The 21,860-nt window shown below is 44.2% G+C and carries 19 protein-coding genes; 8 read left to right on the top strand and 11 right to left on the bottom strand.

The features are described 5' to 3' along the window. Positions 1 to 68 precede the first annotated feature (68 nt). The gene (locus HYN43_RS11865) at positions 69 to 1,754 is read left to right on the top strand and encodes a MutS-related protein (RefSeq protein WP_119409548.1); all 1,686 of its coding nucleotides are present in this window, start codon (positions 69 to 71) and stop codon (positions 1,752 to 1,754) included. A gap of 304 nt (positions 1,755 to 2,058) precedes the next feature. Here HYN43_RS11865 and HYN43_RS11860 read toward each other — a convergent pair whose 3' ends face one another. Both HYN43_RS11860 and HYN43_RS11855 read right to left on the bottom strand, forming a co-directional pair. Next, the gene (locus tag HYN43_RS11860) at positions 2,059 to 2,346 is read right to left on the bottom strand and encodes a chaperone modulator CbpM (protein WP_119409547.1); all 288 of its coding nucleotides are present in this window, start codon (positions 2,344 to 2,346) and stop codon (positions 2,059 to 2,061) included. Positions 2,347 to 2,358: 12 nt separating this feature from the next. Beyond that, positions 2,359 to 3,270 (bottom strand): DnaJ C-terminal domain-containing protein, encoded by a 912-nt coding sequence (locus HYN43_RS11855; protein ID WP_119411214.1) that lies wholly within the window; start codon positions 3,268 to 3,270, stop codon positions 2,359 to 2,361. A 139-nt stretch (positions 3,271 to 3,409) separates the two neighbouring features. On the opposite strand from HYN43_RS11855, the gene HYN43_RS11850 reads away from it, so the two are divergent. The 4 genes from HYN43_RS11850 (at position 3,410) to HYN43_RS11835 (ending at position 6,205) form a co-directional block, all read left to right on the top strand. Further along, positions 3,410 to 3,649, top strand: coding sequence for a hypothetical protein (locus HYN43_RS11850; RefSeq protein WP_119409546.1), 240 nt, complete (start codon positions 3,410 to 3,412; stop codon positions 3,647 to 3,649). 79 nt (positions 3,650 to 3,728) lie between these two features. Beyond that, positions 3,729 to 4,910, top strand: coding sequence for a GAF domain-containing sensor histidine kinase (locus HYN43_RS30890; protein WP_119409545.1), 1,182 nt, complete (start codon positions 3,729 to 3,731; stop codon positions 4,908 to 4,910). A 49-nt stretch (positions 4,911 to 4,959) separates the two neighbouring features. Continuing rightward, the gene (locus HYN43_RS11840) at positions 4,960 to 5,613 is read left to right on the top strand and encodes a CPBP family intramembrane glutamic endopeptidase (protein ID WP_119409544.1); all 654 of its coding nucleotides are present in this window, start codon (positions 4,960 to 4,962) and stop codon (positions 5,611 to 5,613) included. Between the two features lie 79 nt (positions 5,614 to 5,692). Next, positions 5,693 to 6,205: a GNAT family N-acetyltransferase gene (locus tag HYN43_RS11835; RefSeq protein ID WP_119409543.1), complete on the top strand. Its 513-nt coding sequence runs from the start codon at positions 5,693 to 5,695 to the stop codon at positions 6,203 to 6,205. A gap of 87 nt (positions 6,206 to 6,292) precedes the next feature. Here HYN43_RS11835 and HYN43_RS11830 read toward each other — a convergent pair whose 3' ends face one another. After that, positions 6,293 to 7,021: an HAD family hydrolase gene (locus HYN43_RS11830; protein WP_119409542.1), complete on the bottom strand. Its 729-nt coding sequence runs from the start codon at positions 7,019 to 7,021 to the stop codon at positions 6,293 to 6,295. Positions 7,022 to 7,223: 202 nt separating this feature from the next. On the opposite strand from HYN43_RS11830, the gene HYN43_RS11825 reads away from it, so the two are divergent. Further along, a complete protein-coding gene (locus HYN43_RS11825; RefSeq protein WP_119409541.1) occupies positions 7,224 to 7,583 on the top strand; it encodes a DUF1493 family protein in 360 nt (119 codons plus the stop codon). 141 nt (positions 7,584 to 7,724) lie between these two features. Here the strand turns inward: HYN43_RS11825 and HYN43_RS11820 are convergent, their stop codons facing one another. Both HYN43_RS11820 and HYN43_RS11815 read right to left on the bottom strand, forming a co-directional pair. Further along, positions 7,725 to 7,946 carry a PspC domain-containing protein gene (locus HYN43_RS11820; protein ID WP_091206176.1) on the bottom strand — a complete coding sequence of 74 codons (222 nt, stop codon included), beginning with the start codon at positions 7,944 to 7,946 and terminating at the stop codon, positions 7,725 to 7,727. Position 7,947: 1 nt separating this feature from the next. Then, positions 7,948 to 9,234: a DUF2851 family protein gene (locus tag HYN43_RS11815; protein ID WP_119409540.1), complete on the bottom strand. Its 1,287-nt coding sequence runs from the start codon at positions 9,232 to 9,234 to the stop codon at positions 7,948 to 7,950. A gap of 141 nt (positions 9,235 to 9,375) precedes the next feature. On the opposite strand from HYN43_RS11815, the gene HYN43_RS11810 reads away from it, so the two are divergent. Both HYN43_RS11810 and HYN43_RS11805 read left to right on the top strand, forming a co-directional pair. Beyond that, positions 9,376 to 10,680, top strand: a complete 1,305-nt coding sequence (locus HYN43_RS11810; protein WP_119409539.1) for an MFS transporter — start codon at positions 9,376 to 9,378, stop codon at positions 10,678 to 10,680. Between the two features lie 193 nt (positions 10,681 to 10,873). Next, on the top strand, positions 10,874 to 11,938 hold the full coding sequence (locus HYN43_RS11805) for a M20 family metallo-hydrolase (RefSeq protein ID WP_119409538.1): 1,065 nt from the start codon (positions 10,874 to 10,876) through the stop codon (positions 11,936 to 11,938). A 229-nt stretch (positions 11,939 to 12,167) separates the two neighbouring features. Here HYN43_RS11805 and HYN43_RS11800 read toward each other — a convergent pair whose 3' ends face one another. The 6 genes from HYN43_RS11800 to HYN43_RS11775 all read right to left on the bottom strand — a co-directional run bounded on the left by HYN43_RS11800 (position 12,168) and on the right by HYN43_RS11775 (position 21,422). Beyond that, complete coding sequence (locus HYN43_RS11800) at positions 12,168 to 13,448, bottom strand: glycoside hydrolase family 99 protein (protein WP_119411213.1); 1,281 nt, start codon at positions 13,446 to 13,448, stop codon at positions 12,168 to 12,170. Positions 13,449 to 13,467: 19 nt separating this feature from the next. Beyond that, entirely contained in the window at positions 13,468 to 14,484 is a 1,017-nt protein-coding gene (locus tag HYN43_RS11795; RefSeq protein WP_205589922.1) for a family 43 glycosylhydrolase, read from the bottom strand. 69 nt (positions 14,485 to 14,553) lie between these two features. Further along, on the bottom strand, positions 14,554 to 15,702 hold the full coding sequence (locus HYN43_RS11790; RefSeq protein ID WP_119409536.1) for a hypothetical protein: 1,149 nt from the start codon (positions 15,700 to 15,702) through the stop codon (positions 14,554 to 14,556). Between the two features lie 24 nt (positions 15,703 to 15,726). Then, positions 15,727 to 16,431: a DUF3823 domain-containing protein gene (locus tag HYN43_RS11785; protein ID WP_119409535.1), complete on the bottom strand. Its 705-nt coding sequence runs from the start codon at positions 16,429 to 16,431 to the stop codon at positions 15,727 to 15,729. Positions 16,432 to 16,454: 23 nt separating this feature from the next. Beyond that, positions 16,455 to 18,269, bottom strand: coding sequence for a RagB/SusD family nutrient uptake outer membrane protein (locus HYN43_RS11780; RefSeq protein WP_119409534.1), 1,815 nt, complete (start codon positions 18,267 to 18,269; stop codon positions 16,455 to 16,457). 12 nt (positions 18,270 to 18,281) lie between these two features. Further along, positions 18,282 to 21,422 (bottom strand): SusC/RagA family TonB-linked outer membrane protein, encoded by a 3,141-nt coding sequence (locus HYN43_RS11775; protein ID WP_119409533.1) that lies wholly within the window; start codon positions 21,420 to 21,422, stop codon positions 18,282 to 18,284. Positions 21,423 to 21,860 lie beyond the last annotated feature (438 nt).

Below are 21,860 nucleotides of genomic sequence, written 5' to 3'. Positions count from 1 at the left end.
CTTGTGTTTTGTACAGTTATGACCGTTGATAAATATTTTGGTTTAATTAAATTTTTATATTTTTATGTATGTATTACTTCCTCGTTGTTGCATTGGTTTTGATAGCCATGGTTGTGATTTTTTATATCAGGCTATATTACAGTAAGTTGAGCTGGACTAAAAAACGGCTGGCGAAAATACGAGGCAAATGGGCCAAGCCTGTTAGTGCACGCCGCAATTTCGATCTGATCAGGTTATATCTCGATGCAAGTGAGGCGCCCGATAAAATATCGGTACAAACGGCAAATGATCTCGACCTAAACAGCGTATTCAACTATATCGATCGTACCAACAGCAAGCCGGGCAGGCAATACCTGTATAACCTGCTACATCATCCCATAACAGATATCGATGCACTTCACGAACTTGATGCTGAGATTGAAGACCTGAATATTGATGTTCCCGCCCGCGACAGGGTTGAATTGGAGCTATCCAAACTAAACAGCAGCAGCGCCTACCACATTGCCGATTTGTTTTTGAAAACCCATCAGCCGGTTTTTCAATCGGTTTTGAGTACTTATATCAAGGTTTCGCCATTTCTTATCCTTGCGGCCTTTGTTTCGTTGGTTATTATACCCAATATTTTCAGCTTTATATTTTTGATTTTGCTGTTGGTGTATAACGTGGTTATTCATTACACAAGCCGCAAAAAAATCTCGGCGTATACCAACTCGCTTCCGCAGGCTTTAATTATGCACAACGTTGCTGTAGCCCTGATTAAAAGCGGAAAATTTAGCCGCACCGAAGCCGCAAAGGAAAGCCTTACAAGACTATTGGGCTTAAAACGCGCACTTACCCTTGTAAATATGGAAAGCGCTGTTGTTGGTGCCAATACTGATATAGGCTATGCCGTTTTCCAGCTATTTAAAGTTTTGTTTTTGGCCGAGCCTTATGTTTATACCTCATCGCTTAAACATATTGATAAGTATCGCGGCGACATCAGGGCGGTTTATGAATTTACCGGCCGGGCCGATGCCTTGATTGCCATACAATCGGTAAGGGAAGGGCTGCCCTTTTTCAATAAACCCGGGTTTACAGGTATCGATGGTAAACTGGAAGTTACTGATCTGTTCCATCCGCTTGTAGCCAATTGTGTACCTAACTCATTGCATACCACTAATGCCGATAGGGGTGCACTCATTACAGGCTCGAACATGGCGGGTAAAACTACTTTTATTAAGGCTTTAGGCTTGAATGCCTTACTGGCTCAAACCATATTTACAAGCTGCTCAAAAAGCTATAAAGCGCCGGTGCTTAAAATACAAACCAGTATCAAAACTTTTGATAATATTGACGAGCAGAAAAGCTATTTCCAGGCGCAGGCATCGGCAATTTTAAATATCATTGATCATAGTGCCGAAAAGGAAACCGTTAAAAGCCTGGTAATTATCGACGAGATTTTCAGGGGCACCAATACCATCGAGCGGATCGCCGCGGCAAAATCGGTATTATCGTACATCACCGCCAACCAAAACTTTGTATTTGTTTCAACCCACGACCTGGAACTGGCCGAGCTGCTGGATGAAGACTTTATAGTTTATTCCTTCTCCGACTCTAAAGACGGGCGCGTTTTGGTATTTGATTATATCCTGAAGCAAGGGCTGCTAAAAAGCACCAACGGCATTGCTATCCTCAAATCAATGGGTTACCCCGAATCGGTTATTGATGAGGCCAATATCGTTAGCGAGCGGATGATGAATAAGTATTTGGTGTAGTTATATTACTCGTACAAACTTAGTCTGTTATTCAAATACCTCAGTTCCGTTGCCGCTGTTGGTGTTGTCACCATAGGTGTTCGGAAGATTTTTTGATTCCCTCCCTTGGGAGGGTTGTGATGGATTGCGCAGTGGCAGGGAGGGGTTTTTACACCTTGCCCGACGAATATGCAGGGTGTAGAAACCCCTCCCTACACCCTCCCAAGGGAGGGAATCGCACAATTCCCCCGCTTTTCTATTTCTTCCGAACACCTATGGTGAGAACACCAACAACGGCAGGAGATAACGATGAGGGTAATCATTTTCACTCATACAAACTCAACCTGTTATTTAAATAACGCAATTCCTCATGTAATTTTTCAACCCTCGCCAATAGATGGGATATCGCTTCAATACCCGCTATATTGATATCCAGCTGATGCAGGTTAACCAGTTTTTCCAGCTTTTGCAACTCGGTTTGGGGGATCGATTCTATTTCGTTAACTACGATGATCTCAACCAAACCGGCCTCATGTAAGGAGATAATAAAAGTGTATTCAACATTATGATACACACAAAAATCATTTATAGTTATTAATTCTGCTGTTTTCATGATGTTTTTAATTTAGGTTGATGATTTGGCCAGTTCTTCAAATAATTGTTTTTGTCTTTCGGTGAGGTTTGTTGGCATTTGGATCTCGTAAGTAAGGTACAAATCGCCAAATTCATTATCCTTTTTGTAAACAGGCATGCCTTTTCCTTTTAGTTTTACTTTGGCTCCGTTTTGGGTTTCGGGTTTCACCTTTAGCTTTACCTTGCCTGTTAAGGTATCTGCGGTTACTTCTCCGCCTAAAACAGCAGTATACAAATCAAGTTTTAAGGTAGCGTAAAGGTTATTGCCATCGCGTTTAAAATCCGGATCGGGTGTTATATTAAACTTTATAAAAAGGTCGCCCGCGGGGCCGCCGTTTACACCCGGGGCACCATGTGCAGCAATTTTAATGGTTTGCCCGTTCTCAATACCGGCAGGTATGGTAATACGCAGGTTTTTACCATTAACGGTGATGGTTTGTTTATGCGTTTCCAAAACATCGCGCAGGTTTAAGTTTAGCGATGCATTATAATCCTGCCCCCTGAATTTTGCACTCCGGCCACCACGCGTACCCGCCGACCCGCCGCCAAACATAGATTGAAAAAAATCTGAAAAATCTTCACTCCCAAAACCTTCGTCATCGCCAAAGCCTCCGTATCCGCCAAATCCGCCTGTCTGTTGGTTGGCCTGTTGGCGCGCCTGCTGTTCGTAAGCCTCGCCGTGTTGCCAGTTTTCGCCGTATTTATCATACTTTTTTCGCTTTTCGGGGTCGCTCAATACCTCGTTGGCTTCATTTAGCTGCTGAAATTTTTTATTGGCTTCCTCGTCGTTGGGGTTAAGGTCGGGGTGATATTTGCGTGCCAGTTTACGGTAGGCGTTTTTGATATCCTTTTCCGATGCGTTTTTATCAAGTTCTAATACTTTGTAGTAATCTATAAAAGCCATGGTTGGGTTGATATAAACAGATGCGTTATTAACTAATAAATATACAGCTTGGTTTTTAATGGATAGCTTTTTTAGTGTCATTTGATGCTTATAACCTTTTGCAGTTTACCATTGTTGTACCTGTAAAGTCATTTGAAGTATGAATGGCAAAGTTGATGCCGGGCAAAAAAAGATTTCCGGTTTTACGCCTGGTCTGGCCAGTGTACTGTTGTTGACTTCATTAGCCATTATCGGATTAAAACTTAGAAGGAAAAACCGTAAAGATATTATCAGCGTATATCAACAGACAGGTCCGCATACCGGTATGTTTAACTATTACTTAAGGCTTTTAAAACAAAGTATCGGGCTTGCGAAAAAATACCTGTTTTTAGGTAGATAATTACAGACATAGACAAATTTTATGCATCTTTATTGTGCATCTGCCGCTGTTTATTGATTGATTTTAATGCTGTTAGTTAATGATAGAAGCGCGGTTGCCCGAAAATGAAGAAGCCCGGTTGCAGGATTTGTACCGCACAGGTTTGCTCGATTCGCCCCAGGAAGATGAGTTTAACGATATCGTTAAGTTTGCCTCTTCTTTATGTAATATGCCCATTTCACTCATTAGCCTGGTTGATGCCAACAGGCAATGGTTTAAAGCGAGGGTAGGATTGGAGGCTCCGCAAACAAATCGTGAAATATCTTTCTGCAGTCATGCTATTTTACAGGATCAGCTTTTTGAAATTCCCGATGCATCGCAGGATAACCGGTTTTTTGATAACCCATTGGTAACGGATTTTCCGGCGATAAGGTTTTATGCCGGAATGCCGTTGGTTACCGGGAATGGAAACAGGCTTGGTACGCTGTGCGTAATTGACAAAACACCCCGCCATTTAACCGACGAGCAAAAGTTTGGTTTAAAAGTGCTGGCAGCTAACGTGATAAAAATTGCCGAACTCCGCATCAAAAATAAGCGCCTGCACTATTTGTCTGAAACCCAGAAAACTGTCATTTCTATTTTAGCGCATGATGTTCGTAACCCGCTGGCATCCATCAAATCAATTATCGGTTTTAAGCAGTCGGATATCCTCAGCGCTACCGATGCTGCCGAAATGATTGATATGGTATCAGACCAGCTGGATAGCACAATCGGCATGGTTGATAACGTGGTGCGCTGGGGCGAACTGCAAATAAAATTTGCCCGTTTTAACTACACCGATTTTAACCTGCACGAGCTGGTAGAAAGCGTTTTTGCATCCGAATTGCTGAATGCTCACAATAAAGACAACATGCTTATCAATAATGTTTTTATTGAAACACTGGTAAACTCGGATATGCAGGCCATCGAGTTTATATTGCGAAACCTGGTAAGTAACGCCAACAAATACACGCAAAATGGTTTTATTACCGTTAATATGAGCCAGTTGGATAAACACCTGGTAATAGAAGTTACCGATACAGGCGTAGGTATGCCGGCTGATAAAGCCGAAAAGCTGCTAAGTGCCTCGAAGGAAGATAATAACTCAACCCTTGGCACCAATAACGAAAAGGGGAGCGGACTGGGCTTGCTGCTGGTACGTGAGTTTATTGACAGGCTGAATGGAAAAATTACAGTAAAGAGCGAAATAGGGGTAGGCACAAGTTTTAAAATTGTGATTTGATAATTCCTCTCCATTTGTAACTTACCGACGCTCTTTTTATCAAAAGCTTATGACAGCTTACCGGGTAAAAAGAGCAACAGCCGATGCCGCAATGATCATATTGCTGGTAACATTTCCGCATTTGGGTTTGCTACCCATGTATGCGTTTTCTGTATTGTTATTGCTTATAATCTGGCTATATCTTAAATTATGGAAAGAAGGGTTAGCTGAGATCAGCTTTCGTATAACCGATTTTAAGTTCAGATGCTTTTGGCTTGGCGGTTTAATAGGCTTAGCTTATGCAATATTTGCCTGGTGGATAATAAGGCCGCTTTTTGATGCATTGGGCTTCCCTCCGGCAGATGTATCTTCATTTTATTATATCCGCCATAATCCTTTCAATTTTCTGGTGTTGCTGGTTATAGCCGGCGTTTTGGTTATTCCGTTTGAGGAGATAGTTTACCGCGGTTTTATTTTAACGCGGGTAAAGGCAATGTTTGGTAATTACCCACATGCATTTATGCTAAGCGGCATTATAACCAGCTTAATATTTGCCTTGTATCATTACCAGGAAGGCTGGGGGGCTGTTACAGCTATTTTTATCGGGGCCTTGTTTACTATTTGGCTATACAAAGTGTTTAAGGGAAACCTTTGGTACCTGATATTTTTTCACTTTTTTTATGATGTATTCATGCTCGGCGCCATTTACCTGGGTTACAATTAACAGGCTCAATTAAATCATAACAGTTTAGTTTTATATCAGCTGCCGAAGCATTACATTTGCCGTCCTTAAATTTAATACCATGCCCGCTATAACCCAGGCAACCCTTGCCGATGTACCCGAACTGAATGTTTTAGTAAACAGCGCCTATCGCGGCGAAAGCTCTAAACAAGGCTGGACAACCGAAGCTGATATAGTGGGAGGTGCCCGCATTGATGAGGAAATGCTTACTGGCTACATGCAAGATGAAAACGTGATCATCCTGAAACATACCGACGATGATGGTTACATAACAGGCTGCGTATACCTTGAGGTGAAATACCCTAAACTATATCTCGGCATGTTCAGCGTATCGCCGCTACTGCAAAATAAAGGCGTGGGGAGGGCTTTAATTGAAGAGGCAGAACTTTACGCCCGCAAATACAACTGCCATACGCTCACCATGACTGTAATAAGTACCCGTTTTGAGTTGATTAGCTGGTATGAGCGCAGGGGCTACAACGCCACCGGCGAAATTCAGCCTTTCCATGCTCACGGCCGTTTTGGCGACGCCAAACAACATATTGAGCTGATTGTGATGGAGAAGAGTGTCTGAGTAAGGAAGTCGGAAAGTCCGCAGTCCGGAAGTCGGAAAGTCGGAAGATTTCGCCGGGCCTCCTGATTTACAGCCTTATTTTGCTTTTCAAACTTTCGGACTTCCGGACTGCGGACTTCCTGACTCAGCAACACCAACAATCTCCAGTACTTCGCTAATCTTATCCACCTGCTTAAAATTATCATGTGTTAATACCGTTTCCACATGCTCATGCGCCCAGGTGGTGTGGAAGGGAACATGTACGGCATGCCCGCCAATATTAATTACAGGCATCACATCTGATTTTAGCGAATTACCAATCATCATAAACTCATCCGGACTGATATCGAGGTGTTTGATCAGTTTGATATAATCGTCCTCCTTTTTATCGCTCATAATCTCGATATGGTGAAAATAATGCGCCAGGCCCGATTTTTTGAGTTTGCGTTCCTGATCCAGCAAATCACCTTTGGTGGCCACTACCAGTCGGTAACGGTCTTTTAGCGATGATAATACATGCTCTACATCGTTCAAGATCTCGATGGGCTGATTCAGCATGTCTTTACCGTACTGTAAAATGGTTTCCACAACATCAACGCTGATATTTTTTTCAGAGATGTTTAACGCTGCTTCAATCATGGATAGGATATATCCTTTAATACCGTAGCCATAAAGCGGCAGGTTATCCACCTCAACCTTAAAAAGTTCTTTGGATATGGTATGCTGCGGCGAAAAATTTTCGAGCAGGCTGCAAAAACGTTCTTCGGTGGCTTGAAAATACGGTTCGTTCACCCAAAGGGTATCGTCGGCATCAAAGGCAATTACTTTCAGGTTCATGTTTGGTAGCAAATTAACTGGTGCAATTATAGCACATCGGGGGCATTTATGCGCATAAACGGCATTTAATCAGCAATAAATATTTAACATTTATTAACCAATTGCTAAAACCGGCCGGGTTAAAAATAAAGTAAATTTGTATGCAACCTTATTTCAAAAGCTACGTCTCATAACTTAAATGGTCATCTTAATATTCGTTTAAATGGAAGAGATACTGCCCCCCTTAAAAGAATTTATCGTTGATTATTGCAACCGCTACAAAATACACAAGGTTGATCCGCACAGCCTGCACCTCGATACCAGTATTGACCTCGATCTGGATATTTTTGATATTGAGATAGATCTTTTCCTTGCCGATTTTACCGAACAGTTTAATATCGATACCTCCAAATTTACCTGGTATAAATATGGTTATCCCAAGGGCTCAACCCGGGTGAAAGTAATTAAGCTGATGTTTGGCTACAACACCACCTGGGCTAAAAAACTGGCCCAATACTGCTATACCCCCAAATTTAAAGTGCGTAACCTACAGGATGCTGTTAAAAGCGGTAAACTGGTTTAATTTTCCCAAAACATTATCAGTGCAATCAAAAAAAACAACCAAAATCCAAAAAAAGAAAAAATCGGTGAAATCAAAAATCAATCGGTGTAATCCCAAAAAATAAAAATCAGCTAAATCAACGGAATCAAACCAAATCAACGGTCAAAGATCAGCCACCCCGGTATGCTTGCGTTTGATAAAATTCCTGATATCCAATACAATACCGGCAAAAAAGTAAAATATTAATGGGAAACCTACTGCCAGAAACGAGGAGTAAATAAAGAAAAGCCTGATCTTGGAAATAGAGATATTAAACCGCTCGCCAAGATAGGTGCATACACCAAAGGAGTACCGTTCAAAAAATGTAAGTATTCGCTGTAGCATGTCAGGCCGGTTTTAGTATTTTATTACCAACGCCGCATTGCAGGCATTTCTTATAGTTGCAGTAATTATTTTTTAATTCGAGCAGTGCCTGCGATTCGAACGCGGTATCAATTTTCACTCCTAAGTTAACAAAATCGGAGATAATATTGTTCTTTTCGGCAGGTAAATTTTCTAATAATTTCAGGCTCCGGCTGATATAGTATTGCTGCTGGTGCTGTTTGCCATAACTGAACAGGAACAGAGCTACCGTGTTTAAGAGCAGGATATCTATCGAACCATCGCCCATGTTTTTTGACGAAGGCTTTGAAGGTACATCAAACCGATAATGATCGTCCCAATAATCATTAATCTTTATCTCGGTAAATAGCCCGCGTAAGGCCTTAACTTCCTTTATTTCCAGTATTTTGGATAGCAGGTGATTGGCCTGTACTATAAGCGCCGCAAACTGCGCCAGCCTTATGGTAGGAAAGTTTTGCGGCCTGAGGCGCATAAACTTCCACAAGTGGTTTTCTATCGGCGTAAGGTTATATTTTTTACGGAGATAGGCGTATTCTTTTTGCAGTTTTAGCGGATACTCATCTTTAAACTCAGCATCCAGAAAGCCGGCCTGTCCAAATATCAGCGCTTCTATCTGCATCGGGTTGTTTTTATTTTTGGCGAGGGTGAGCTGGGGCAATGATTTGGCCATTAGCTCAAATGGCAAAGCATTAACCTTAAAGCCAAAATTCGCAGCTAAAAACTGGTAAAAAGTTTCTTCCCAATCGCCTTTGTTCAGGGCTAAGGTTGCTGTTACGTTGGCCTGCCGTTTTTCCATCCGCTCAACCAGTACACGGGTGAGCCAGTTTTGCATGGTAAGACCGTCAACTGTGCCGATGCTGTTTTCGCAGGGGATAAAAGTTTGGTTGCCGAAAACAAGCTTGTGATACTTGTTATATAATTCTTCGCTGATACGGTTTTGCAGTTCGAGGGTTGGTACCTTACGTCCGTTTGGTAAAAACAACGGGGCATCATCGCGGTAAACCACATGCAGGATCACGTTGTTGTATGCACCATCGTTGGTGTGGCCATGCTTTTGCCAGTCGGATGCCGAAAGGTGTACTTCTACATTTCCGGCCCAAACGGTTTCGCCAATGCGGATGCGGGCATTGTGAAAATCAGGGCCCGAATCAGAATTATGCAAACCCGCCGAAAAAATCTCCAGTTCCTCGCCATCTGTGGTTTGTAAATTTTGCCGTTCAAACAGCCTGAACTTCCAGATATAATGCAGAAAATCTTCGGTGAGTAACATGGTTGGTGAGTGGTTGATAAGGTTGGATTGGGTTGATTGTGTTTGTTTTATTTGCGTTGTAACATACCTGTTATCGGCGGCTATTGCAGCTATATTTAAAAATCCCTAATATTACGGAAACCAATAATATCTGCCAAACCTATGAATGAAATAAAATCACCTCCATCCCAAACTACGGGAGGGCGCATCAAATCCATTATAGGCGGTTCGCTGGGTAACCTGGTTGAGTGGTATGATTGGTATGCTTACACGGCTTTTGCATTATATTTTTCGGATGCCTTTTTTCCATCAGATAATCAAACAGTACAGCTTTTAAATACGGCCGGTATTTTTGCGATAGGTTTTTTAATGCGGCCGATAGGAGGCTGGGTAATGGGTACCTTTGCCGATAAACGCGGACGAAAAACAGCACTCACAGCTTCGGTATTGCTCATGAGCGTGGGCTCGCTTATTATTGCCATAACACCGGGATACAAATCAATAGGCGTGGCAGCTCCAATCTTACTGGTTTTGGCCCGCATCATTCAGGGCTTAAGCGTTGGCGGCGAGTATGGCACCAGCGCCACCTACCTCAGTGAAATGGCCACCAAAAAGCATCGCGGCTTTTATTCCAGCTTTCAGTATGTAACACTTATTATGGGGCAATTACTGGCGCTGGGCGTACTGGTATTATTGCAAAGGGCGTTTTTAACCGAGCAGCAACTGCATGACTGGGGCTGGCGCATTCCGTTCGGTATCGGCGCTGTACTGGCCATTATTGCTATGTATTTAAGGCGAAGCCTGCAGGAATCGGTCTCGTTCGATCAGGAAAAAAATAAAAAAGATGCCATGCACGGTACTATCAAAGCGTTAACGCAACATCCTAAAGCCATATTCACAGTGATTGGCTTAACGGTTGGCGGTACGCTGGCCTTTTATACTTTCACCACCTATATGCAAAAGTTTTTGGTGAATACGTCCGGCTTCAGCAAAAGCGATGCTACGCTTATTTCAACACTCACGCTGGCTGTGTTTATGGTATTACAGCCCTTGTTTGGCTTACTGTCTGATACTATTGGCCGTAAACCTCTGCTTATTGGTTTTGGTGTGCTGGGCACCCTGAGCACCATCCCCATCATGACATTGCTAAGTCATACCAAAGATGTGTGGACGGCTTTCGCACTTATCCTGTGTGCCCTCGTTATTGTAAGCGGTTATACCTCTATCAACGCCGTAGTTAAGGCCGAACTTTTCCCGGCCAATGTGCGCGCCTTAGGTGTGGGATTTCCTTACGCCATAGCTGTATCGCTATTTGGCGGTACGGCAGAGTATATTGCACTTTGGTTTAAAAATGAGCATCATGCCACCTGGTTTTACTGGTATGTAACCGTTTGCATCGCGCTGTCGCTGATTCTTTACGTTACGATGAATGATACACGCAGGCATTCGAAGATGGAAGATGTGTGATCAAAATTTACAGGATTTTAGAATTGACAGAATAAGAGCTTGTTTGTAAAATGAATATTATATAATTGTTAATTTAACATTGTGTCTGGTTTATAGGTATTCTTGATATCATTCTACTAATTCTTAAATTCTGTAAATTCTGATCAAAGTATTAATTTTGCCCGTTCATCACCGGGGCATGTTCCCTTAATTTATGACTGATATCAATAATTTATTTCAACAGGCGGTAACCTTACTGCAGGAACTGATCTCGATTCCGTCGTTCAGCAAGGAGGAAGACCGCACTGCCGATCTGATCAACCAGTTTCTGCAATCGCACGGGGTAACTACGCACCGCAAGCTCAATAATATCTGGGCCTGGAACAAATATTTCGATCCTGACAAAGAAACTATCCTTCTTAATTCACACCATGATACGGTTAAGCCTAATTCGGGTTATACGCGCGATCCTTACGATGCCAAAATTGAAGATGGTAAACTGTTCGGCCTCGGCAGTAATGATGCCGGAGGCTGCCTTGTTTCGCTCATAGCGGTGTTCCTTTACTTTCATGATAAGGAAAATCTGAAATATAATTTTTGCTTAGCGACCACTGCCGAAGAAGAGATCTCGGGCGTGAACGGCCTGGAATTGATTATTCCTGATCTGGGCCAGCTATCATTCGGTATTGTGGGCGAACCTACCCAAATGCAGTTAGCCATTGCCGAACGCGGCCTGATGGTGCTGGATTGTACCGCTCATGGCCGTGCAGGTCATGCTGCCCGCGAGGAGGGGGAGAATGCTATTTATAAAGCTTTAACAGACATTGAGTGGTTCCGCTCATTTAAATTCCCTAAAGAGTCGGAGGTGTTCGGACCGATCAAGATGTCGGTAACTATTATTAATGCCGGCTCGCAGCATAACGTGGTGCCTGCCAGCTGTGTTTATACGGTTGATGTGCGTGTTACCGATGCGTACCGTAACGAAGAAGTACTGGAAATTATCCGCGAACATGTCGTAAGCGATGTTAAACCCCGTTCTATCCGTTTAAAACCGTCATCAATACCTAAAGAACACCCGATAGTGCAGGCTGGCATTGCCCTGGGGCGTACCACGTATGGTTCGCCAACTACCTCAGATCAGTCATTGCTGGATATCCCATCTATCAAAGTAGGCCCCGGCGATTCGGCACGTTCGCATACTGCGGATGAGTTTGTTTATGTAGATGAGATAAGAGAGGGGATTGAGTTGTACATTAAGATGTTGGAGAGTATAAATTAAACGAAAATAACGAAACGCGTCATAAGCGAAGTAACCGAAAATTAACCATCACGTCATTGCGAGGAACGAAGCAATCGCGAACTATACAGGGCGGCCTTGCCTACGTGCGATTGCTTCGTTCCTCGCAATGACGAGCAGGAGATATTTTTAGAATATAAGATTGCATATGAGCTCAAAAGCCCCGTTTACGGTTAGTAGACGGGGCTTTTGCATTTGAGATAAGGCCTTTTTATTTAACCGGCGTAGGCCTTGTAGGTGTAAGAGGAATCAATCCTTTAAACATCTTGGCACCATCGCCTGTAAGCCTCAGGTAATAATCTGCAGAGCAAGCTGTACCATCCTCGTCCAAAGTAACAAACGATGAGCCCGCCGGTACAAAGGCCTGGCTTTCGGCCGTTTTGGCAATCTGGTTGCCTTCGTTATATTCATCAAACATAGAAATATAAAGCCCTTGTGCACCAACACTTTTCATGTTGAAAAATTGCCTCCACATAAAATCGCCGTGGGCGCGCTGGTGCTCCTGCAAATCGCCGGGGAGGATGCAGGGCTGGTAGTCGATACCATGTGCCTTGCAATAAGCTACATCCGGGCGGTTAACCGAACCATAAAAATTGTCCGATTCGCTTTTGTTGCCTATGCGGCCAACCATCCATGGCGAAATCATATCCAGCGCATTATAGGCTGATAAGAAAGCCGGGCGCGAATCACTGTCTTCCGTGCGCCAGTGGGTAGGCACACCGCCTATAACATAGCAGCCTTTGCTTTTAAACCAGTTAATTACATCGATACATTGTGCTGCGGTAAACGGATGGTTTTCATCGCTGAAACCAAAACCCCAGATGCACACCACCGGTTTGCCATTCTGTTTGGCATAAGCAGGCGAAGAAGTGTAAACCGACATTTTATTGGTCCAGTCGGTTTTTAACTCCGATTGCATTTCTTTCCAGCCGCTTACATCGTACATAATGTAAAATTTAACGCCGTGTGCTTCGGCCGCTATTTTGGTTTTTGCAGCCATAGCATCGCGCACCGGGCCTTCAAGCCCGCTCGGATTGAAGCGCTGCAGGGCCGCGCCGTCAATACCATAATCGTGCATCCATTTAAACTGAACGTCGATAGTCTGATCGGAAAAAGAAGAAAATACATTAGCCGGTTGCCCGTTGTTTAAGTTGGCATATTTAGTGGGGAAAGTTTGGGTATAATCACGAACATCCGGCCACGATTTGATGGCTGTATTTGTGGGAGATGGTTGTTCTTCCCAGGTTTGTGCCCAATGCCAGTAACGGTTAATGGGCGAACCATCGCCTATGGCTGCAAACCAGCCCTGGTAGCCAACTACCACCTTGCCAACAACATCGCCAACAGGCGAAGGGGTAAGATCTATCGTATCTTTAGGTTTATCAATAGGTTTAACATCGCCGCCACCGCCGCCTTTTTTTGAGCAGCTTAATGTAAAGCCAAGCATCAAGCTAAGTGCAGCTGCTGTAAATGTTGTTTTTCTGATATTCATGATGTTTAAATTTAAGTTGTTATTTGCCGGCTGTAGGTTCAACCATTTTGATGGAACCATCGGCATTGAAATAAAGCTTATCTACGCAAATTGACCGCAGCCAATCGTCGTGCGATAAAGCGCTGGTATGATAAAATGAATACCACTGTCCCTTGAATTGTACGATAGAACCGTGATTGGTATAGCTATCGGTTGGGTCCATATAAATGCCGCCGTAGGTCCAGGGGCCGAGGGGGCTTTTGCTGGTAGCGTAATTCATGCGGTTATGCTTGCCGTTAACATCGTGATTATCTGAGTAAGAGAGATAATAGATACCGTTACGTTTATGCACCCAGCTGGCCTCGTGAAAATCCTTCAGGCCTTCCATCGGTTTCATTTCGCCGTCAATCTCGGTCATGTTGTCTTTTAGCTTGCCGCCCTTGCAGGTTCCGCCGCCGCCATAGTAAAAATAGGCCTGCCCGTCATCGTCAATAAATACACATGGGTCTATCATGGCTTCAAGGCCTTTTATATAGCCCTGAACGGTGAAACCGCTTGCCGGGCTTTTGCTGGTGGCTACGCCTATTTTCCATGTTGTATTCCATTCGGTGCCGCTTGGATGAGGGAAGTAGAAGTAGTAAGTGCCATTTTTATAAGCACAATCGGGTGCCCACATAAAACCTCCTTCGGGGCGTCCCCATGATACCTGGGAGGCACGGAGAATTTCGCCATGATCCTTCCAATGCACCATATCATCGGTCGAGAATACGTGGTATTGATCCATCAAATCGCATCCCCGGGCGGGATAGATATCGTGCGAGGCATAAACGTACAAACGCCCGTCGGCCCAAACATGTGCAGATGGATCGGCGGTGTACATATCGCGGATAAAGGGATTGGCGGCAATTGGGGTTTCGACAGCAGGTTTGGTGTTATCCTGTTTTGGTTGTTTATTTTGTGCCTTGCTACAGCTTGCCGCCAAAACAACCAAACTTAGTGCCATGGCCGAAGGGGCGCTTTTGCGGGCTATTGATTTAAATAGATTAGATATACTCATTATAACGTTATTGAAGCCCGGCACAGGTTATTACTGCTCGCCGGGCTTGTTTTGAAATTTAGGGCTGTTTTATTTAGAGATGAACCTCAAGTCGTCGATACCTACAGTCAAATCATCGTGTGCTTTGGATGAGGTAAAGAAGAAGATCCTGAAGTGATTGATAGCCGTATAGTCGGCACCACCATCACTTGTCTTGATCGATTTATCAAAATCGAGGGTGATTTTATTCCAGCCGTTTTTAAGTGTTGGTAGTAACGGTGCTACATCCCAGGCCGATTCATGATCGTCGGATTTTCCGGAACTGGTAATTTCGATAGAACCATCAGCTTTCAACAATGACACGTCCGATACATACCACCAGAAACTAAACCTGCCATCAGCAGCGCCGAATGACGTGTTTACCGGCGTATCAACACTTTTAATAAATTGCATAAAGTCGCCGCCGTTGGCTATGGTATTTTTCAGGTAGCCGGTACCTTCTTTTTGCCCGGTGGTGGCTATATTGGGTGTACCAACAGTTTCCCAGCCATCAGCCTTGTCAACATTATCAAATATAACCGGAGGTGGGGCAGGGGCCGCCCTGAATACCAAATCATCTACACCAGTCACCAAATCGTCGTGAGCCTTGCTGGTGGTGAAAAAGAAAATGCGGAAATGGTTAACAGCCGAGTAATCAGCCCCGCCATCACTTGTTTTGATGGCTCTGCTAAAGTTAAGGGCTATTTCGTTCCACCCATTTTTTAGGTTAGGGATCAACGGCGCTACGTCCCAGGCCGATTCATGATCGTCGGATTTTCCGGAGCTGGTGATCTCAATCGAACCATCCGCTTTAAGCAGCGACACATCTGATACATACCACCAAAATTTAAACTGGCCGTTATCGCCTGTAAGTTTTGTATCCAGCGGTGTTGGCAGGTCTTTGATGAACTGCATAAAATCGCCGCCATTGGCAATGGTGTTTTTCAGATAACCGGTACCTTCTTTTTGGCCGGTTGTAGCAATGTTGGGCGTGCCCACCGTTTGCCAGCCATCGGCCTTATCGGCATTATCAAACGAGATAAGTGTTGCATCTACCGGTGGCGGCGCAACGGTATCCGGTGGTGGCGACTTCAGGTAACTGGTATCTCTCGAAATGTATTTTTCTTTTTTACAGCCGGCAAAACCTATGCCTATCATCAGGATGGCGCTTGCCACCATTGTTATTTTAGTGAATTTCATTTCCTTTTTTGGTTTTAGGTTAACTTATTTAGGAATATCTACCTGTACTATTTCCGAAAAATTCGAACTGTTGAAGCTGTCGCTCAACCTTACGCCAACGCGTACAAAAAATGTACGGCCGGGAATCAGATCGGGTACGGTAAGGGTTATCGATTTTTCGGCAGCGCTCATGTCAATAAATGCCTTATTGATACTTTTTGAGTTCACATCCGAAAAATCACGGATGGAAGCGCCTGTGCCTACCAGTTTGGTGGTGTTTACATAAGGCTGCACATCTTTAATGGTTGGCAAACCGGCAATGATAGGCGCATCAATATCAAACTTTAAGGTAAGCGTATTGCCTGTTAAAGTATGCGTGAAGTTTTTGATTACGATATAAGGCGTAACCGTAAAATCATGCTTTGTACCTTTATCAATATTAACAGTCACCGTATCGGTAACAGGCCAGAATGCGCCGCCGGTGGGCACAATTTTATAGCCGCCTTTAAACAGTTTGCTGTCCTCGTAAGTACCATCAAATTTACTTGGGATGGTTTGTGGCGAGGTCCAGCCAATTTGCTGCAGTTTGATGGTTGTGCTGCCGCCCGATGTAAGCAGGTTACCACCCTCTGATGAGATGATGTTACCCTGTAGTGAAGCATTGGGGCCATCATAGTTATCTATTTTTGTACATGCAGAACTTGCCAGTATAGTTATGCCCACCAATATTCTACCAATCAGATTTTTCATATCTTATAACTTTTAAATTCTTATTAATAATTAGGGTTGTTAGGAAGCAGGTTAGGGTTTTTGCCAATTTCGCCGCCCGGTATCGGCTCATAATAAAACTGCTTTTGGAAGGTGTACTCCCTGTTAAACAGCTCGGGCTCGGCCAAAAAGATGTATTTGTTTTCGTTAAATACATAGTATGGCATCAGGCCTTTAAAGTGAGCGCGATCAAGCACCACATCGGCAATGCGCCACCTTTTTAAATCCCAGTAGTATTGGTTTTCAAAGGCAAGTTCCATCCGGCGCTCTTTGCGTACTTTATCCAGATCGATAGAGCCGTAAAGGGTTGCACCGGCACGGGTTCTGATCTGGTTGATGGAGGTTAGGGCATCGCCGTTATTTCCCAATTCAACTGCAGCTTCGGCACGGTTTAACAAGATCTCGCCATAACGCAGGTCAATCCATGGCTGCTCGCTGCGGTTCAGGTCAACCGAGGCTTGTGGTTTGTTGTAATCAACATACTTGCGAACGTAGAAACCGGTACGGGTAAGCTCATCACCGCCTGTCCACGGACCAGTGAAGCCGATAACCTGTTTGCCGTTATAAAGCGTTTTGGTATCGCCCGATAGGATGTATGAGCGCGAGTTTGGCTGTTTAGCCACCTCGGCAGCAGCCGTACCGCTAAACGACGGGTAAATACCGCGCTGCATATCAAACATCAATCCCCTTAAGGTTGCACCCGGGAAGTAGATGGTAGCCAGTAACCGTGGCTCAAGGCCTTGCATCAGCTCGGCACGGGTGTTAAAGCGTTTAGGCGTACCATCATCATTGGTTACGTTTAAGGCTCCCCAAAGCTGCACTAAATCAAGCGTAGGATATGAGCGAGAAAGCGCATTGGCAGTGAAATAACGTGGCGACATGGTATCGTCCCAGCTATGTGCGGTATGGTTGGCTATCGAATACTGTTTGATAAAAATATTCTCCGGACTTGGTTTTAAAAACGCGTCGACATAGTTCTGTACTTTATCAGAGTTAGCGTTATAAAGCGAATAGTGGCCTTCCAGTAATTTAGCCGCGTCATAAGCCGCCTGGAAATAGGTATTGGCTTTTGATGCCGGGATACCCACCAAGCCCTGCGAACGTGCCGGGCCGTCAACAAAATTGGTTGAACCATATTTGGCAATACAAGCCGCGTATAGCATCACTCTTGATTTTAATGCAGCAGCTGCATATTTATTGGCCCTGCCGGCATCGTTGGTTTCGGGCATCATCTGGTAGCCCAGGTCAAGCTCGGCGCCGATGAAATCCCAGGTAGCTTCTTCTTTATCGCGATGTACCTGTAGCTCGGATAGGGGAGCAGCGGGGTCCTGCGGAACTTTGATAATCGGTACGCCGCCGTAACGTTTAGCTAAACCAAAGTAATAGTAAGCCCTTAAAAAGTGAGCTTCGCCTAAAAGCGCGTTAACGGTTGTTTGGGTTAACGCCGCGGTATGTTTAGGTAGCTCGTCAATCAGAATATTTACGTTCCGGATGTCACCATAAGGCCAGTAGCCAAAGCCGCCGCCAATATCCATACCGCCAAAGGGGCCAACCTCTTCGCCTGTTACTGAGGCCGAGTTATAAAAGTTTTCCCAATCGTTGCTGCCGGTTTTAAACCCTTGGTCGGGACGGTATTTAAAATCTTCGATGGGCAGGTTGGTGTAAATTGTTGCTAAAAATGATTTAACACCGGCCTCGCTATCGTAAATAACATTAGGCGTAAAAATATTGGTTGGCGGAATATCTAATCGTTGGCAGGAAGTTACCGAAGCGCCTACGCCGACAGCAATTGTTATAATGAGTTTATGTATTTTTTTCATGTGTTAAATGATTTAAAATGAAACATTAGCACCCAGGTTAAAGGTGCGGTTCATTGGATAGGTGTAACCGCCCAGTGCCCTGCCAAAGTCGCCGTTATCCCTTGGGTTAGGTCCCTGGTGTTCCGGATCGTAGTTTTTAAGGCCGGTAAATGTTAACAGGTTATAGCTGTTTACATACACCCTGAATTTGCGCACGCCAATAGTTTTTAATATAGAAGGGGAAAGGGTATAACCAAACTCAAGCGTTTTTAAACGCAGGTAGCTGGCACTTTGAATAGCCTTGGTACCTTTTGCCGAAGGTGAGCCCATAGCAGGATAGAAGCCCGGCACCCACTGTGTATTCGGGTCGAATACGTTGGCCGATGGATCTACCGTGTGCCAGCTATCCAAAAAGCGGGTTAGCGCGCTCCTGTTGTACATCAACGGCTCGGCAAATTGCTCGCCGTATTGTACGTAAACGCCGGCTGCGCCTTGTAAAAGCATATTCATATCAAAGCCTTTATAGCTTACGCCAACAGTAAGGCCGTAGTTGTACAGCGGAATATCAGTTGTAGCGATAGGATGATCGTCTTTACCGTCAATCACACCGTCGTTATTCCAGTCTTTATAGTAATAATCGCCCGGCACCACGTTGTTGTTGCCGCCGCCGGTGTTTATACCATAGTTGTAAATTTGATTGTAGCTGGTGAACTGGCCGTCATATTCGGGGCCCCACCAGATGTTTTGGTAACGGTTGGTTTGGTTGTTTTTCCAGTTATCGTATTCGTTACCCGAGTTGCCGCGCAATACCTTCAACGCTTTTAAGCGGGTGGTGCCGATGTTACCGGTAAGGTTTAAACCAACCTGGCCAAAGGTGTTACGGTACGAGAGGTTGAAATCCAAACCCTGTACACGGTCGCTGTTGTAGTTAATTTGCGGTACTGCAGCACCCACTGTACCTGGCAGGGCAACTGATGGCTGCGCAGGCAAACCTGTTCTGTCGTTCCTGAAAACCTCGATGGTACCGTCAACTTTTCCGCCAAATAAACCAAAATCCAAAGCGATGTTCTGGATGGTATTTACAGACCAGGTTAAGCCAGGGTTACCCAGTTTAGGTGCCGAGCCGTTTACTGCAGCCGAACCGAAGATGTAGCTGTTAACAGGGTAGGTGTAACCGTTAATGTAGTTAAAGGCAGGGGCATTACCCTCATCGCCCACTTTACCATACGAACCGCGGAGTTTTAAGTTGGTTAAGATATAATCTGATACCAGTTTGCGGAAAAAGTCCTCTTTGGTGATAACCCAACCCACCGAACCGCCAAGGAAGTTACCCCACTGATCCTTACCTGGTTTGTACAGGTTGTTACCATCGCGCCGGAAGGTACCTTCTAACAGGTATTTGCCTTTGTAATCGTAGTTGATCCTGCCGATAATGCTGCGGTGAGCACGATCAGTAAGAGCGCCTGCATCCATACCGCCTGCCATATTTGAGTTTTGCAAACCACCAAACAGGTAATCAACCGGAATTTCAACGTCGCGATAAGCGTTAAAGTTATCGGCAGTTTCGTGGCTTTGCTCGTACGTAGCCATCGCCGTAATATTATGATCTTTAAAGAATGTATGCGCATAGTTTAAAGTCAACTGGCTCAGGGTATTGAGGTGCGTATAGTACTGGCGGGTAATACCTGCAGGCGAGTTTACCAAACTTGGGATATAAGTATCGTTCTCGGCTTTATAAGTGTACAGGTTAAATGAACGCCTGATGATATTGTTATCGGCCACACCATAATCAATATTAAACAAAGCTTTGGCGGTTAAACCGGTTACACCCGGAATATCATAAGTTAAGTTTAACTGGCTGGTGATATTTTTATTCCTGAAACGTTTTGAACCAACCTTATCAGCATCTGTAATGATAGATGGGTTCATGTTATCATCTATTACTGCCGGGTAAAGCGGGTTATCATTAGCGTAGATCTGGTGGGTTGGGATCTGATTCCAGGTGTATTTGTAGATGGTCCATTGATCGGTATAAGGCAGGTTTTTTTCATCCATCCAGGCCGATGTTAGTACCTGTGCTTTTAGCCCTTTGGTGATACTTGCGGTAACGTTTGACCGGAAATTGTATTTGTTATAATTTAAATCGCCGGTTTTAAAAACACCGTCCTGCTTCTGGTAACCGAAGTTGAAGAAATAGTTGATCTTATCGGTACCGCCGTCAATATTCAGGTTGTGCTGAATTTGATTAGCCCTGTCCCTGAAAACCAAACCTATCCAATCGGCCGATTTGTAGGTGCCGTCGAGCCATGGTTTGAAATCGGCGTATTGAAATTGCGGGGTTACGTTATGCACAAAGTTATTGGCAAAATCGCGTTTAACTTTTTCGTTGGTCAACAACATATAATCTACGGCACCTACACCTTCGGGCATGCCCAAAAATGTTTGTATGGCATTGTTTACCGAGTAGTTGATATTGATTTTACCATTTTTGCCGCCTTTTTTGGTGGTGATTAAGATAGCGCCGCCGGCAGCACGCATACCATAAATTGAGGCGGCCGCATCCTTCAGTACCGAAATGCTCTCAATCTCGTTAGGGTCCATGCGGCCTACGGTTGATTGATCGCCGCCGATAACACCATCAATTACAATTAATGGTGAGCCCTGGTAACCACGGATATTAAGGTTGTTGGCATACGAGCCCGGTTCGGCAGTTGTTTGCACAATGCGTACGCCCGGTATTTTACCGGTAAGCATGTTAATAACACTTTCGTTTTTGGTGGTAGTGATCTCCTTGCTTTGTAATGTGGCGATAGAGCCGGTTATGGTTGCTCTTTTTTGCACACCGTAACCTACCACTACTACCTCATCCAAACTTTTGCTGGTAGTTTTTAGGGCGATGGTACCGTCTTTGATATCTTTTACAGCAATTTCGAGGGTTACATAACCTATGTATGATACCTGTAAAACCGCATTGGGGCCGGGTACCTGTAACTGGAACTTTCCGGCTACATCCGTGATCACACCGTTGTTTGTGTCTTTAATTTTTACACTTACCCCCGGAAGTGTCGACCCATCTGTTAAGTCTATTACTTTCCCTGTAATGGTAGTTTGCTGGGCAAACAAACTAAGCGGGAAAAGGAAGAAAAGTATAAGTAAGTATTTATATTTTTTCATATCGTCTCTCTTTGTTGATTGGTTAAGTTTAATTGGTTGGGCTACCCTGCAGGTAGTAAATAGCGCATGCGGCGGCAAAGCCTCAGGGCGGGTTGGGGTTGTTGTAATACATGGTTTAAAAAAATTGGTTAAGCAGTGAATGGTTGCCTTCCGGCCCTAAAAAACACTGCTGATGGCTTATAATTTCAGGTACAAAACAACAGGAGGGCATTAATAAAAAATAAATAATACATTAATAATTGCCCTGTTAATGGCCAAAAACGGGCTTTTATGAAATTTTTTGCAATCGATTGCGGAAAAATGAGGTTTTGACAGAAATAATTTGTTTGTTAATGATGGGGCAGAAGTATTGATACATTTTTAACAAAAGGTGATACGGGTTAGCAGTAGTTTAATGGTTGGCGCGAAGATGCGGCTTATAGCAGTAAATTATATGAT

This window comes from Mucilaginibacter celer (assembly GCF_003576455.2).
GTDB classification, from domain to species: domain Bacteria; phylum Bacteroidota; class Bacteroidia; order Sphingobacteriales; family Sphingobacteriaceae; genus Mucilaginibacter; species Mucilaginibacter celer.
This window is presented reverse-complemented; position numbering and strand designations above follow the sequence as displayed.